A 13,881-nucleotide genomic window follows, 5' to 3' on the forward strand; every position below is an offset into this window, starting at 1 on the left:
GGGCTGGGCACCGGTGTCAGCCCACCGGTGCCCAGCCCACCCAGGTCGGTCCGGGCGGTACCGCCCTACCGCCCGGACCGGGTGGTCACTTCTTCAGCGACCGCAGCGTCGCCCGGGCCTCGTGGGCCGCCTCGCGGACCGGCTTGACCTGGGCGCGGATGGCGTCGCCGTCCGGACCCGGCTGTACGGCCAGCAGCGCGTCGACCTTGCCGGTCAGCGACTTCTGCACCGCGTCGAGCTTGGCCTGGTCGACGCCCGAGCGGCCGTGCAGCTTCTCCACGACGGCGAGCTCCGTGTCGATCGCCCTGGTGAGCCGGACCTTCGGGCCGGTCAGGATGAAGACGCGGAAGTCGTTGACCATGCTCTGTCCGTCGGCCTTCACCGCGGCCGCGGTGCTTTCGCCCGCGACCTTGGTACGCAGCGCGGTGAGCCCGGCCGTCTGGTCGTCGATCAGCTTGTCCAACGTGGCGCGGTGCGCGGCCTGAACCTTGCCGGCCTTGCCCAGTGCGGTGTCGAAGTGCTGCAGAGCGGCGAGGCGCTTGTCGATCCGGGCGGTGACCGCCTTCTTGGCTGCGTCGAGCGGCTTCGCCGGATTGTCGGCCCATGCCGGGGCGCCGGCACCGAGGGTGACGGCCAGCGCGGCAGCGCCGACCGCGGTGGTACGCAGGATGCGGTTCATCGGGGGGGTCCTCTCTGTCAGTCCTGGTCCTCGACCGGCTGGTCGTCGCTGCCCAGCTGCCGATCGACGTCGTCGAGCAGGCCGTCGACGTCCGGCGCGGTGGCCGTGCCGTGCGCCGAGGGTGCAGGCGCGTGCGACGCGCGGGTGACCGGCGCCGTGGTGCGGGGTGTGGCCGACTCCACCGGCGCGGCCTGCCGGGTGGTGGCCGGTTCGGCCGGCGCCCGGTGGCGGGCACAGCCGCCGACCAGCACCACCGCGGCCACCAGCGTGATGGCGAGGGTTCTTCTCATGTCCGAAGATCCTGCGCAGCTACCGTCAGCGATCGGCGAGCGCTTCGTAAGGATCCGGTCAGGGCAGGGCGGCAGAAACCCCTGGGTTCAGCCGTGGGGGCGCGACTGCACCGCCTGCAACGACCATCGGTTGCCGTCGGGGTCGCGGAAGTAGACGAAGTTGCCCCACGGCTGCGCGTCGACCTCGCTGGCCTCGACACCTGCCTCGACGAGCTGCGCACGCGCCGTCTCCGCGCTGGCGACGACGACCTGGATCTCCTGCGTGCCGGGCACCTTGTCGGTGATGCCGTCGCCGATCACGATCGAGCACGCGGAGCCGGGCGGGGTCAGTTGCACGAACCGAAGCCCCTCGTGGACCCGGTGGTCGTGGTCGGCGTGGAAGCCGACCGTCTCGTAGAACGCCTTGGCCCGGTCGACGTCGGTCACCGGAACGGGAATCAGCTCGATCTTCCAGTCCATCCGTCCACCGTATGGCCCGGGTACGACACGGACGGGATCCGCGGCGACGGGTCATCCGACCAGCGGAAGCACCACCCGGGACACGCCGAGCCGCACGCCGACCTCGGTGCCCGCCGGGTACCGCAGGGTGTGGTCGCGGTCGGTGGAGATCAGCACCAGCCCGATCCGGTGCCCCGCCGCGAACACGTGATCGGTGGGCTGCAGCTCCCAACGCAGCGTGTACGCCTTACCGGGCCGCACCGGCTCACTGTGCGCGGCCGAGTGCCGGTTGCGTACGTCGAGCCAGCCGCGGGTGACGATCTCCGAGGGGGTCACGGCGGTCACGTACTCGCGGCGGTTGAAGCAACCCGGATCGCCCGGGATGCCGGGGCCGATGCAGTCCTGCTCGCTCAGGGTCCGCATGCCGGCGTAACGGTCCGCGGGACCGTAGTCGACCAGCAACGCGGCCAGGTACGGCGACTTGCCGTCCAGATCGGCGCGCACGGTCACGCCGGGCGTCCCGGACAGCCGCGTCTCGTGGCTCAACGGCGCGCTCAGGTACGCCAGCCGGTGCGGATCCGTGCTCGTCTCGTCGTCGGCGAGTTGTTCCGCGGTCTGCGCCGGGTCGTCCACGAAGGACTGCCGCATTCCCGGCCGGGGCGGGCGGGGAAGCTGGCCGGACCCGCCCAGGAACATCGTCGTGTCCCGGCTGCCGGGCACCGGCCAGGTGGCGGCCGTACGCCATCGGCCCGGGGCGACCTCCACATCGGCCATGGGTTCGCGCATGATGCCGGTGTCGATGCCGTACAGCCACTGGTCGAACCAGCGGTGCAGCGTGGTCAGCCACTCCTGCCGGCGTACGTTGAACGGGTCGGCGTGCCCGGCCTGGTGCAGCCAGATCTTGCGCGGCACGCCTCGCCGCGCGAGCGCGTCCCACCACTGACCGGCCTGCCGGGTGCGCACGTTGTCGTCGTGCAGGCCGTGCACGAGCAGCACGCTGGCGTGCACGTTGCCGACGTCGCGCAGGTAGTCGCGCTGCGCCCAGTAGCCGTTGTCGTCTCCGGTGGCCCGGTCCTGCCCGCGTTCCAGGGCCGCCATCACGCCGGCGCACACCTCGGGGTGGGCGCGTGTGAGAACCGCTTTGGCCAGCACGTCGGTGTCCTCTCCCTGGAAACCGCCGGGCGCCACCACCCCGCCGTCGGCGCGGTAGTAGTCGTACCACCGGGAGATGGCCGCGATCGGCACGATCGTCTCCAGGCCGCGGACGCCGGTCGAGGCGACCGCGTTGGGCAGGGTGCCGTTGTAGGACACCCCGATCATTCCGGTACGCCCGGTCGACCAGTCGGCCCGCACCGGTGCGCCGGTGGCGTCGAAGCCGGGTGCCCGGCCGTTCAGCCAGTCGACGACCGCCTTCATGCCGAGCGTCTCGTTGCGGCCACCCGAGGTCGGGCAGCCCTGCGAGTCACCCGTGCCGAGGCTGTCGGCGAAGACGACCGCGTAGCCGCGGGGCACGAAGTAGTTGTCGAGATACCCGGCGAACAGGATGGACTCGGCGGCACGCCCCGCGCTCGCGGCGGCATGGTGCTGCAGCGTGACCGCGTCCCGGTCGATGTCGTCGTGGTTGGGCACGTCGTTGAGCCCCGCGTAGTACGGGCTGGCCTGGAAGATCACCGGCACCTTGCGGCCGTCGGTGCGGGGCCGGATGATCCGCACCGCCACCCGGTCGGGCCGGCCGTCGCCGTCGCTGTCGACCGGGCTCTGCACCCAGACCTGCTCGCGGACGGCCTGAGCGTAGTCGTACACCGGCTCGGTGGCGGTGCGCACGGCCGCGGCCCGGGCGACCGCGGCACCGGTCAGGAGCAGCGGGACGGCACTGGCGGTGACGCAGGCGCGCACCACATCTCGGACTGATCGCATCGAGGACGCCTCCGGCGTTCGGGGACCATTCCCGCCCGACGATATCGTCATCCATCGATATCCGTCAGCCTTGGCTCCCGCCGGGCCGAGCGGCCGCCGGGGACGGCGTCAGGTCCGGGAAGAAGCCGGACGATGTCACGTTCACGTTGCTCACGGTCCCACCCAAGGACCAGAACCGCGATGTGCTGTGCATCGTGCACCGGGTGACCGGCACGTCGACCGGCTCACTGCGTCGCTGACCCGTACGCCTCAGCCCTGCCGGACGGCCTGGTCGACGCGCCCGTCCGGCCAGTGCCGCGACCACTGCTGATCGTCCTCCAGCTGCGCGGCGAGCGAGACGAGCAGCGGTTCGCTGTTGGCCGGGCCCAGCAGTTGCGCGCCGACCGGCAGCCCGTCCGGCGTGAAACCGGCCGGGACGTTGATGCCGGGCCACCCCAGGACGTTCCACGGCCAGCCGTACGGGCAGGCCGCGATGATCGCCTGATCCGTGCCCCAGCTCGACAGCGTCGCATGGGCGCCGATCATCGGCGGCGGGGTCGCGGTGGTCGGTGTCAGCACCACGTCGAACCGGCTGAAGATGGCGCCGATCCGCCGCCGCGCCCGCGACTCGGCCGCCCGGGACAGGCGCAGGACCGGGCCGCCGAGGATCCGGCCCTGCCGCGCGTTGTGCCGCGTACGCCGGTCCAGCAGCGCCTGGTCGGGCATCTGTTTGGCCCAGTCCCGGACACCGGCGGTCGCCCGCGGCACGAACGTCAGGCCGATCAGGCCGTACCGGGGGTCCGCTTCGGCCACGTCGTGGCCCAGCCGGGCGAGCGCCTCGGCCACGCCCGTCACGGCGCGCCGCACCGCCGGGTCCAGCGGCCGCGGCACGCCGCCGTGGAACGCGCTGCGCATCGAGAGCGCGATGCGCAGCCGCCCCGGGTCGCGCCCCACCGCGGGCGACACGGTCAAAGGGGCGGGGCGGTGCCGGTCGCCGGGGTGGCTGCCGGCCGCCGCGTCGAGCAGCAGGGCCGCGTCGGCGACCGTACGGGCAAGCGGCCCATGGCCGGTCAGGCCGTGGAACGCCTCCGGGTCAGGCCAGGTCGACACGCGGCCGCGCTGAGGTTTGATCCCGACCAGATGGGTCCACGCGGCCGGGATGCGCACGGAACCCGCGCCGTCGGAGCCCAGTGCCGCGGGCACCAGACCCGCGGCGACCGCTGCCGCCGCACCGCCGGACGAGCCGCCGGGAGTGTGGGCCGGTGACCACGGGTTGCGGGTGGCACCGAACGCCGCCCCCTCGGTGAACGGCCATTGGCCGAGCTCGCACGTGTTGGTCTTGCCGACCACGACGGCACCGGCTGCGCGCAGCCGCCGGACCGCCTCGGCGTCGACCGTCTTCGGCGCGAAGTCCCCGCCGCACCCGAACGCGGTCGCCTCGCCCGCGAGGTCGATGTCGTCCTTGATCGCCACCGGTACGCCCAGCAGCGGCAGCCGGTCCCCCGCCGCGAGCCGCCGGTCGGCGGCGTCCGCCTCGGCCAGTGCCGCCTCGCCGCGGATCCGGCGGAACGCGTTGAGTGTCTGCTGCGTGGCCTCGATGCGCTCGAGCGCCTGCTGCACCAGGAAACGCGAGGTGACGCGGCCCTCGGCGAGGGCGCGGACCTGGGCGGTGAGACCGGTGGGCGTGGCGTCGGGCATCGGGAACCCCTGTCATCGGCGCGGAGGGCCAAACGACAGGAACGATAGGACCATCGGGCCAGGCCTGCATAGTCACGCATCGATAAAGCGACTCGGGCGGGCCGGACCTCTACTTGACATTCTCTAGTACCTGTCGTTGTATAGCAGCGTGACCGAGACACACGACCCCCAACTGTTGAAAGGGGTGCTTTCCCTGCTGCTGCTGCACCTCCTGGCCGAGCACGAGTCGTACGGCTACGAGGTGGTGCAGCGGTTGCAGGCCGCCGGCTTCGCCGACGTGCTGGAGGGAAGCGTCTACCCCGCGCTGGCCCGTCTGCAACGCGAGGGACGGGTGGAAACCCGTCTCGTGCCGTCGCCCGCCGGGCCGGCCCGCAAGTACTACCACCTGACCCCCCTGGGGCGGGAAGCACTCGCCGACGGGACCGCCTCGTGGGCACGGCACACCGCCGCGGTCGACACCGTGCTCTCCCGGCCACTGCCACATTCCTGAGAAGGGACACCCGATATGACACACACCGTCAACTGGCTCGACCGGCTGCGCATCGAGCGTCGCGTGTGGGGCCTCGACCAGCACCTCTACGACCTGCCCCGGGCCCAGCGCATCGCCACCCGCCGCGACGTGCGGGCCAACCTGCGGGAGGCGGCCGCCGACGTGGGCACCACCGAGGCACTGCGCCGGGTGGGCAGCAGCCGCCGGCTCGCCGAGCAGTACCTGGCCGCCGAGTTCGGCGACCGCCCGCGCCACTCCTGGATGGGCGCCTTCTATGCCGCGTTCCTGGTGCCGCTGACGCTCGACTTCTTCCTCGCCGAGGCCGACAACGCGTTCCAGAGTGGAGTGACCTCCGCCGATCCGCACGCCACCGGCACGTACCTCTGGTCCGGGGTGAGCTTGCTGCAGTCCGAGGTCACGTACTCCTTCAGCAACGGCACGGCCAGCACGCACGGCGGCGCATGGACGCCGTTCACGTACGTCGCGTGGGCCGTCATCACGATCAGCGCCGGCCGGCTGTGGCGGATCCGCCGACGCCGCCACCCGGCGGCGGCAAACGCCTGAGACAGTGGGACCGAGTGAGGAGGCGACAGATGACCACGGGTGGCTTCTCGCCGAAACGGCTGACCCGGTTGCGGGAGTTCCTCGAACGCCAGGTCGACTCCGGGTTCGTCCCGGGCATGGCGGCCGTTCTCGCGCGTCACGGCCGGGTGCACGTCGAGGCGACGGGCCATCTCGCGTTCGAGGGCGTGGGGTCGAGGACGCCGATGGCCGCCGACACGATCTGTCGCCTCGGCTCGATGACCAAGCCGATCACCGCCGCGTGTGCCATGACGCTCGTCGAGGACTGCACGCTGCGCCTCGACGACCCGGTCGACGACCTCCTCCCCGAGCTGGCGGACATGACCGTGCTCGCCGACCCCGGCGGTGCACTGGACGACACCGTGGCGGCCGGACGCCCGATCACGCTGCGGGACCTGCTCACCTTCACGTTCGGCACCGGCATGGTCCTCGCCGAGCCGGGAACGGCGCCGATCGCCGACGCGCTGAATGCGCTGGAGCCGCCACCGGCGCCGGACGAGTGGATCCGGCGGCTCGGCGCGCTACCGCTCGTCCACCAGCCGGGCGAGCGCTGGATGTACGACACCGCCGCGGACGTGACCGGCGTCCTCATCGCGCGGGCCACCGGCAAATCCTTCGGGGAAGCCCTGCGCGAGCGGATCTGTGACCCGCTCGGGATGAAGGACACCGCGTTCGTGGTGGGCGCCGGGAGCGTCGACCGGCTCGCGACGGCGTACGAGCGGGACGACGCTCCCACCGGCGAGCCGGTCGTCGAGGACGGCCCGGACGGGCGGTGGAGCCGGCCTCCGGTGTTCGAGGGGGGCGGCGGGGGTCTCGTCTCGACCGCCGCCGACTTCCTCGCGTTCGCCACGGCGCTGCTCGGCGGCGGCACCCGCAACGGGAAGCGGGTGCTCTCCCGGGCCTCGGTGGCCCTGATGACCAGCGATCAGCTGACCCCGGCACAGAAGGCGGTCTCCGGTTTCTGGCCGGGGTACTTCGACGCCATGGGCTGGGGTTTCGGCATGTCGGTGCGGACCCGCCGCACGCACCTCGGCCCCTCGTCCGGCAGCTACGGCTGGGCCGGCTTCTACGGCACCGCGTGGTACAACGACCCCGCGGAGGACATGACGGCGATCCTGATCATGCAGCGGGCGCACGCCGGCGACCAGCGGCTGCCGCGGTCGCAGGATTTCTGGACCGCCGTCTACCAGGCGATCGACGACTGAGGCCCGATCAGGACGTCGGACTGAACTGCGCCTCGGTCACGCCGACCCACGCCCCCCACTGTCGCACCGAGACTTCGAGCCACGGGCCGTTGGCGTTCGTCCGGCCGCTGTAGCCGCCCTCCAGCTGCCCCTTCAGGCCGCAGTCGCGCAGGGCCTGCTCGAGTCCACGGATCGCGTCCTGCGCCTGGCCGGGGTCCGCGTACTTCGAGATGCGGTACCGGGCCTTCGCGTCGCCCGCTCCGGTGAAGAGGCTCGTGTACTGCTGCTCCGGCGTCTCGATGCCGCCGGGAAAGCCGCCGCACACGCCGTCCATACCGGCCTGCGGCAGGGCGGTGCTGTAGGACGCGTCAGCGTGGTAGTCGACCTTCCAGCGCAGGGCCGCGTTCTTCGGCAGGTCCGAGGGCTTCAGGTTCCGCACCACACCCTGCGACAGGAACGGGTTGCTGCCTGCCGGAACCGCGCCGTCACCGCTCGACGCCGCGCTCGTGCCGTGCGAGACGGGTGTCGGGCCCGGCCACGCGGCGGCACCCACCGCCGCCACGGCGACCACCGCCGCGGCGGCCAGGCCGGCCTTCTGCCGGGTCCGGCGGCGCTCACCCCGGGCGCGTACGGCCTGGGCCGGCGCCAGCCGCACCGGGACACCGTCCAGCAGTTCCTCAACGTCAACCATTTGCGACAACCCCCTCGTCGTACGTGTCCATGTTGGCGAGCTGCGCGCCGAGCAGCTTGCGAGCCCTGCTGAGCCTGGTCCGCACCGCGCCGCTCGACGAGTCGGTCTCGCGTGCCACGTCCTCCACCGGCAGGTCGAGCAGATGGTGCAGCACCACGGCGCGGCGCTGGTCCGGGCTCAGCTCGCGCAGCGCCGCGATCAGGGCCACCCGGTCCTCGGACAGCGCGGGCAGGTCCGGTGCAGGACCGTGCCGCAACTGGGCGAACAGACGGTTGCGGGTCCGCCGCCAGGTGCTGATCGCCAGCCGGGTCGCGACCGTCCGGACCCATGGCAGCGGGTCTCCCTGCTGTGTGAGCCGGCCCCATCGCTGCCAGGCGCGGGCATACGCCTCCTGCACCGCGTCCTCGGCCTCGGCCAGGTCCCCGGTCATCGCATAGACCGTGGCGACCAGCCGTTTCGCCGTGGCGGCGTAGAAGGCGTCGAACTCTGCTTCGGTCGACATCCTTGCTCGGCTCCTGTTCCCGTACTGCTTCGTGTTCCTGCCATAAGCACGCCCGGGAGGCCCGCGGTGTTACAGCCGAATCTGCGGGGTCATGCCGCGGTCCGCAGCAGCGTAATCGGCCGAGGGACCGGCGGGGTTTGGTCGGACCTTCCCGGGCGGCACCACAAACCCGGCATAAGATGCATGCCTGAGCGGAGGGCCCGGAGCCGACAGGAACGGGACGGCTGGGGGTGGACCGGTGGACGACGCCGCCATGGACGCCGAGGAATTGTCGGCCGCCCTGCTGGCGCTCGAGGTGAACCGGACCGGGGACGCCGAGACCGCGCACGCCGCCGCGGTCGCGTACGAAAAGCAGGCCCTGGCATTGGGCGACGAGCATCTGCTCATGCGGGCCCGGCTCTGGCAGGCCGCGATGCGCGTGCGGACCGGCGACACCGCGGGCGTGGACGGGCCGCTCGACGAGGTCATGGAGTGGGCCGTCCGGCACGGCGACCACCTGCTGCAGGCCCGAACCCACATACTCCGGGCGACGCTCGGGTGGATCTCCGGTGATGCGGCCCGGTTCCTGGAGCATTCGCTGAGCGGCGTGGAACTGCTGGACGACGCGGCCCCGGCGGTCCTGCAGATCAGCCACCGCGTCACGCTGGCCGACGCGCTGGCGTACACCGGCGACATGGATGCGGCGCGGCTGCGCTACCAGCGGGCGGAAACCCTTGCCCGGGACGCGAACGAGTGGACCCGGCTGGTGCTCCTGCTGAACAACTGGGCGTACGCGGAGTACAAGGTCGGTGACTTCGCCCGGGCCGGGCACGTCGCCCGCCGGATGGTGGAGCACGCCGGAACGCACGGCATCGAGCTCGCTCCGGCAATCCTGCACACGATCGGTGACATCCAGGCCGCGAACGGCGAGTTCGCCGACGCCGAGCAGACGTTGCAGACGTGCATCGCCGCGCACGAGGCCGGGGACGTCGACGAGGCCAGCGACCTGCCGTACTACCTGCTCAGCCTGGCTCAGGTCCAGCGCGCCCTCGGTGCCACCGACCGGGCGCAGGACAGCCTGGACGCCTGCCGGGCGCTGTGTGCCCAGAGTGACCAGCAGGGCCTCCTGCTACGGGTGCAGGAGGAGCAGGCCGAACTGCACGCCGCGCGCGGCGACTTCGCCGCGGCGTTCGCGGCGCAGAAGGCGTTCCGGACCGCCAGCGACGGCCTGCGCTCGCCGTCGCGGGAGGCGCAGGTGCTGGCGCGGCATGTCGAGTTCGAGACCGCCGAGGCCCGTACGGCGGCCGAGCGTTTCCGCGAGGAGGCCCGCCGCGATCCCCTGACCGGCCTGTACAACCGCCGCTTCGTCGACGAGGTGCTGCCCGCGCTGATCGCGGCGGACCCCGGGCTGACCGTGGCGATCACTGACATCGACCACTTCAAGAGGATCAACGACGAGCATTCCCACGACACCGGGGACCGGGTGCTCGTACAGGTGGCGAAGCTGCTGAGGAACGGCCTGGCCATGGTTGCCCCGGACGGGTTCGTCGCCCGCCTCGGCGGGGAGGAGTTCCTGCTCGTGCTGCCCGCCACGCCGGTCGCCGTCGCGGCCGCCCGGCTCGACGGCATCCGGCAGGCCATCAGCATGCACGACTGGCAGGGCACCGCCGGCAACCTCACGGTCACGGTCAGCGTCGGCGTCGCCGGAGCCGGGGAGGCCTCGCCGCCCAGTACGTCCGGCGCCCTGTCCACGGCCGACCGCAACCTGTACGTCGCGAAGCGCGAAGGGCGCAACCGCGTCGTCGCGGGATTGCCGCCGGAACGCCGACCCCGCGCCTACCGCGACCGCGACGTGCCCTGAAGCGCGCCACCACTCGAACAAAAAGCAACATTTTCGAGCGAATATTGACCGCATCGACCAGCAAGCGTAACTTTTCGTTGACAAGGTCGACCTCCGTCAATGTCTGCCATGCCGGCACTGCGCAGACGGTCGTCAGGAGTGCATCCCCATGCGCAAACCCCGCTCCCCACTCCTCACCCTCGGCGCGACACTGGCTCTCGTACTCGGCACTCTGGTCGGCTTGCCCGGCGCGGCCTCCGCCGCCGCGTCCCTGCCCTGTGACATCTACGGCGCGGCCGGCACGCCGTGCGTCGCCGCCCACAGCACCGTACGCGCGCTGTCCGCGGCGTACGCCGGACCGCTCTACCAGCTCACCCGCGCCTCCGACCGCGCCACCCACGACGTCGGCCCGCTGACCGTCGGCGGTTACGCCGACGCCGGCGACCACGACGCGTTCTGCAACGGCACCACGTGCAGCATCACCAGGATTTACGACCAGAGCGCCCGGCACAACGACCTGACCGTGTCGCCCGCCGGGACAGCCGGGCCGGCCGACTACGCCGCCGATGCGAGCGAGATCGCGATCACGGCGGGCGGCCACAAGGCGTACGGCGTCTGGATCTCCCCGCAGCACGGCTACCGGCACTACGTCGGCGCGGGCGTCGCGCAGAACGGCGCGCCCGAGGGCATGTACATGGTGGCCAGCGGGACCCACGTCGGTGCCGACTGCTGCTTCGACTACGGCAACGCCGAGGCTCAGGTCGCGGACACCGGCAACGGGCACATGGACGCGGTCAGCATTGCCACGACCTGCTATTTCGCGCCGTGCACCGGATCCGGGCCGTGGGTCGAGGCGGACCTGGAGAACGGCATGTTCCAGGGCGCCAACGGCTCGAACCTGGCAAACCTGGGCAACAACAGCACATTCGTCACGGCGCTCCTGAAGAACAACGGCCAGACGACGTACGCGCTCAAGGGCGGCAACTCCCAGTCGGGTGGACTGAGCACCTGGTGGAACGGTGCCCTGCCCAACCGTGGCGGCTACCTCCCGATGCACCAGGAAGGCTCGATCATCCTCGGCACCGGCGGCGACAACAGCAACCGCAACATGGGTACGTTCTTCGAGGGCGTGATGACCTCGGGCTACCCGAGCGACGCCGCGGACAACGCGGTGCAGGCCGACATCGTGTCGGTGGGTTACTCCGGGCAGACCAGCGTGCCCAACGGTCCGAAGGGAACGATCACCGGCCCGGGTGGCAAGTGTGTCGACGTGGCGGCCGACGACACCGGCCAGAACCTCGCCGCGGTGCAGTTGTGGGACTGCCAGTCGTACGCATCCGACCAGCACTGGGCGCACTTCGCGGACAACACGCTGCGGACGCTGGGCCGCTGCCTCGACATCAACGGCAACGGCACGGCGAACGGCACCCCGGTCGAGCTCTGGGACTGCAACGGCGTCGGCGGCCAGAAGTGGGTGCAGCAGGCCGACGGCTCGCTGCGCAACCCGCAGTCCGGCCGGTGCCTCGATTCGCCCAGCGGCGCCACCGGCAACGGCACCCGCCTGCAGATCTGGGACTGCAACTCGTCGGGGGCGCAGAAGTTCGCGGTCAACGGCGGCGGCCCCACCGTCGGACCGGCCGGCACGTGCGTGGATGTCGCGGCCGACGACACCGGTGGCAACGGTTCGGCCGTGCAGTTGTGGGACTGCCAGTCGTACGCCCTCGACGAGCACTGGTTCCACCAGGCCGACGGCGCGCTGCGGACGCTGGGCCGCTGCCTCGACATCAACGGCAACGGCACCGCGAACGGCACCCCGGTCGAGCTCTGGGACTGCAACGGCGTCGGCGGCCAGGTCTGGCAGCAGCAGGCGGACGGCTCACTGCGTAACCCGCAGTCCGGCCGCTGCCTGGACGCCCCGAGCGGCGCCTCGGCCAACGGGACCCGGCTGCAGATCTGGGACTGCAACGGCAGCGCCGCGCAGAAGTTCGCCCTCGGATAGGCCCCCGGCGGTCCCGGGCACCCGATGGTGCCCGGGACCGGCGCCGTCCGGTAGATGCCGTGGGTGGCCCAGCAGTGGTAGCCTCCACAGCCGCTTGATCGACACAAAGAAATACCCACATAAGCCCTCAAGTCAGACAACTTAATACGTCTTCCGAGATGCCGGTCTCCCGACAGGCAACGATTCCGGCCTCGGATGCGTCTTGTCTTGTACGGCCCACGGATGGCGCCGACCGGGACCCCCTCGATTGTGAGAGCCATGATTCAGCGACGTAACGTCATCATCGGCGCACTGGGCATGGCCGCAGCCGCCGCGACCGCCGGGTGCTCCGCACACCGCACGGCCGGTCGCGGCGCCGCCAACTGGGTCGAGCCGGTGGCCAACACCGAGAAGCCGGCCACCCCTGTCCGGCTGACCGTGACACCGGCCGGCGGGGCCACCGGGGTCGCACCGGTGACGCCGGTCGTGGTCACCGCCGAGGGCGGCACGTTGCAGTCGGTCACCGTCACCGCGGGCAAGACGAAGGTCGGCGGCGCCGTGCAGAGCGACGGCTCCTGGCGCTCGGACGACGACCTCGACTATGACAAGACCTACAAGGTGGTCGCGACGACCGCCGACGCCACCGGCACCACGAACGAGCACACCTCCACGTTCAAGACGGTGGCGCCGCAGAGCCTGGCGCGCATCACGTTCCAGGCCAACGGGATGAGCGCGCTCAAGACCGGCCACACGTACGGCGCGGGGCAGCCGGTGATCATCGCGTTCAGCCGCGCCGTCAACAAGGCCGCGGCCGAGAAAGCCATCGAGATCACGACCTCACCCGCGGTCGAGGGCAAGTTCCACTGGGCGAGCGACTCCACCGTGCATTGGCGGCCGGAGAAGTACTGGACCAGCGGCACCAAGATCGAGGTGAGCGTCAAGGCGTTCGGGGTCAAGCTCGGCAAAGAGGTGTACGGGGCAAAGAACGCGTCGACCCACTTCCAGATCGGGCGTCAGCTCGTCGCGGTCAGCGACTACAAGAAGCACGTGACGAAGGTGTACATCGACGGCAAGCTCGTCCGCACCATGAACTGCAGCCTCGGCAAGGGCGGCACCACCACGGGCGCAAAGGGCGAGCACATCAGCTACTGGACGACCGGCGGTCCCCACGTCGTGCTGTCCAAGGAGCGGGTGCACAGCATGAGCTCGGAGAGCTACGGGATCACCGACCCGAAGGACCCGAACTACTACGCGCCCGAGGACGTCGAGTACTGCACCCGGATCAGCGACACGGGCGAGTTCATGCACGCGGCCCCGTGGAACCATTCGCTGGGCCGCGCGAACCTGTCGCACGGCTGCATCAACCTCAGCGTGGCCGACGCCAAGTGGGTCTACGAGAACTTCATGGTCGGCGACATCGTCGACGTGCGGAACAGTCCTCGACCGGTCCAGATCGGGAACGGGCTCGGCGACTGGGCGGTCCCCTACCGCAAGTACGGCCGCTGACCGGTCACGTCCGGTCGGTCTCCGCGCAGACTCGGATCAGCGTGTCGAGCGCCGTCAATACCTCCTTGGCCGGACGCTGCCGGTGATCCTGGTGCGGGTGGCCTTCGTCGCCGACGCGCACCACCACC

At 71.4% G+C, this 13,881-nt stretch carries 13 protein-coding genes; 6 read left to right on the forward strand and 7 right to left on the reverse strand.

All coding sequences use genetic code 11. The annotated features are described in order from the left end of the window. Nucleotides 1–85: 85 nt before the first annotated feature. The 5 genes from ACMCNK_RS08480 to ACMCNK_RS08500 form a co-directional block, all read right to left on the reverse strand. Nucleotides 86–679, reverse strand: coding sequence for a hypothetical protein (locus ACMCNK_RS08480; RefSeq protein ID WP_412735844.1), 594 nt, complete (start codon nucleotides 677–679; stop codon nucleotides 86–88). Nucleotides 680–696: 17 nt separating this feature from the next. Further along, nucleotides 697–969 (reverse strand): hypothetical protein, encoded by a 273-nt coding sequence (locus ACMCNK_RS08485; protein ID WP_412735845.1) that lies wholly within the window; start codon nucleotides 967–969, stop codon nucleotides 697–699. Between the two features lie 87 nt (nucleotides 970–1,056). Beyond that, on the reverse strand, nucleotides 1,057–1,428 hold the full coding sequence (locus tag ACMCNK_RS08490; protein WP_412735846.1) for a VOC family protein: 372 nt from the start codon (nucleotides 1,426–1,428) through the stop codon (nucleotides 1,057–1,059). 51 nt (nucleotides 1,429–1,479) lie between these two features. Continuing rightward, nucleotides 1,480–3,324 carry a Xaa-Pro dipeptidyl-peptidase gene (locus ACMCNK_RS08495; protein WP_412735847.1) on the reverse strand — a complete coding sequence of 615 codons (1,845 nt, stop codon included), beginning with the start codon at nucleotides 3,322–3,324 and terminating at the stop codon, nucleotides 1,480–1,482. 249 nt (nucleotides 3,325–3,573) lie between these two features. Then, nucleotides 3,574–5,001, reverse strand: coding sequence for an amidase (locus ACMCNK_RS08500; RefSeq protein WP_412735848.1), 1,428 nt, complete (start codon nucleotides 4,999–5,001; stop codon nucleotides 3,574–3,576). A gap of 148 nt (nucleotides 5,002–5,149) precedes the next feature. Here ACMCNK_RS08500 and ACMCNK_RS08505 point away from each other — a divergent pair, with 148 nt between their 5' ends. From ACMCNK_RS08505 to ACMCNK_RS08515, 3 genes are read left to right on the forward strand one after another with little or no spacing between them, the layout of a single operon-like run. After that, nucleotides 5,150–5,491: a PadR family transcriptional regulator gene (locus ACMCNK_RS08505; RefSeq protein ID WP_412735849.1), complete on the forward strand. Its 342-nt coding sequence runs from the start codon at nucleotides 5,150–5,152 to the stop codon at nucleotides 5,489–5,491. Between the two features lie 15 nt (nucleotides 5,492–5,506). Beyond that, the gene (locus ACMCNK_RS08510; RefSeq protein ID WP_412735850.1) at nucleotides 5,507–6,055 is read left to right on the forward strand and encodes a hypothetical protein; all 549 of its coding nucleotides are present in this window, start codon (nucleotides 5,507–5,509) and stop codon (nucleotides 6,053–6,055) included. 29 nt (nucleotides 6,056–6,084) lie between these two features. Further along, nucleotides 6,085–7,278, forward strand: a complete 1,194-nt coding sequence (locus ACMCNK_RS08515) for a serine hydrolase domain-containing protein (protein WP_412735851.1) — start codon at nucleotides 6,085–6,087, stop codon at nucleotides 7,276–7,278. Between the two features lie 7 nt (nucleotides 7,279–7,285). On the opposite strand, the gene ACMCNK_RS08520 is transcribed toward ACMCNK_RS08515, so the two are convergent. Both ACMCNK_RS08520 and ACMCNK_RS08525 read right to left on the reverse strand, forming a co-directional pair. Next, nucleotides 7,286–7,948 (reverse strand): hypothetical protein, encoded by a 663-nt coding sequence (locus ACMCNK_RS08520; protein ID WP_412735852.1) that lies wholly within the window; start codon nucleotides 7,946–7,948, stop codon nucleotides 7,286–7,288. Next, nucleotides 7,941–8,450, reverse strand: coding sequence for a SigE family RNA polymerase sigma factor (locus ACMCNK_RS08525; RefSeq protein WP_412735853.1), 510 nt, complete (start codon nucleotides 8,448–8,450; stop codon nucleotides 7,941–7,943). The genes ACMCNK_RS08520 and ACMCNK_RS08525 overlap by 8 nt, the downstream gene beginning before the upstream one ends. A gap of 238 nt (nucleotides 8,451–8,688) precedes the next feature. Between ACMCNK_RS08525 and ACMCNK_RS08530 the strand changes: the two genes are divergently transcribed. The 3 genes from ACMCNK_RS08530 to ACMCNK_RS08540 all read left to right on the forward strand — a co-directional run bounded on the left by ACMCNK_RS08530 (nucleotide 8,689) and on the right by ACMCNK_RS08540 (nucleotide 13,753). Beyond that, nucleotides 8,689–10,290, forward strand: coding sequence for a diguanylate cyclase (locus ACMCNK_RS08530; RefSeq protein ID WP_412735854.1), 1,602 nt, complete (start codon nucleotides 8,689–8,691; stop codon nucleotides 10,288–10,290). A 148-nt stretch (nucleotides 10,291–10,438) separates the two neighbouring features. Next, nucleotides 10,439–12,268, forward strand: coding sequence for an arabinofuranosidase catalytic domain-containing protein (locus ACMCNK_RS08535; protein ID WP_412735855.1), 1,830 nt, complete (start codon nucleotides 10,439–10,441; stop codon nucleotides 12,266–12,268). A 258-nt stretch (nucleotides 12,269–12,526) separates the two neighbouring features. Further along, the gene (locus tag ACMCNK_RS08540; RefSeq protein ID WP_412735856.1) at nucleotides 12,527–13,753 is read left to right on the forward strand and encodes an Ig-like domain-containing protein; all 1,227 of its coding nucleotides are present in this window, start codon (nucleotides 12,527–12,529) and stop codon (nucleotides 13,751–13,753) included. Nucleotides 13,754–13,881: the final 128 nt, after the last annotated feature.

This window comes from Krasilnikovia sp. MM14-A1259 (assembly GCF_047159535.1).
Lineage (GTDB): Bacteria > Actinomycetota > Actinomycetes > Mycobacteriales > Micromonosporaceae > Actinoplanes.

Bases quoted from the DNA above. Each gene is read 5' to 3' on its own strand.
- ACMCNK_RS08480 (WP_412735844.1), bottom strand. From the start codon at position 679: ATGAACCGCATCCTGCGTACCACCGCGGTCGGCGCTGCCGCGCTGGCC.
- ACMCNK_RS08535 (WP_412735855.1), top strand. From the start codon at position 10,439: ATGCGCAAACCCCGCTCCCCACTCCTCACCCTCGGCGCGACACTGGCT.
- ACMCNK_RS08485 (WP_412735845.1), bottom strand. From the start codon at position 969: ATGAGAAGAACCCTCGCCATCACGCTGGTGGCCGCGGTGGTGCTGGTC.
- ACMCNK_RS08490 (WP_412735846.1), bottom strand. From the start codon at position 1,428: ATGGACTGGAAGATCGAGCTGATTCCCGTTCCGGTGACCGACGTCGAC.
- ACMCNK_RS08510 (WP_412735850.1), top strand. From the start codon at position 5,507: ATGACACACACCGTCAACTGGCTCGACCGGCTGCGCATCGAGCGTCGC.
- ACMCNK_RS08520 (WP_412735852.1), bottom strand. From the start codon at position 7,948: ATGGTTGACGTTGAGGAACTGCTGGACGGTGTCCCGGTGCGGCTGGCG.
- ACMCNK_RS08525 (WP_412735853.1), bottom strand. From the start codon at position 8,450: ATGTCGACCGAAGCAGAGTTCGACGCCTTCTACGCCGCCACGGCGAAA.
- ACMCNK_RS08540 (WP_412735856.1), top strand. From the start codon at position 12,527: ATGATTCAGCGACGTAACGTCATCATCGGCGCACTGGGCATGGCCGCA.
- ACMCNK_RS08495 (WP_412735847.1), bottom strand. From the start codon at position 3,324: ATGCGATCAGTCCGAGATGTGGTGCGCGCCTGCGTCACCGCCAGTGCC.
- ACMCNK_RS08515 (WP_412735851.1), top strand. From the start codon at position 6,085: ATGACCACGGGTGGCTTCTCGCCGAAACGGCTGACCCGGTTGCGGGAG.
- ACMCNK_RS08500 (WP_412735848.1), bottom strand. From the start codon at position 5,001: ATGCCCGACGCCACGCCCACCGGTCTCACCGCCCAGGTCCGCGCCCTC.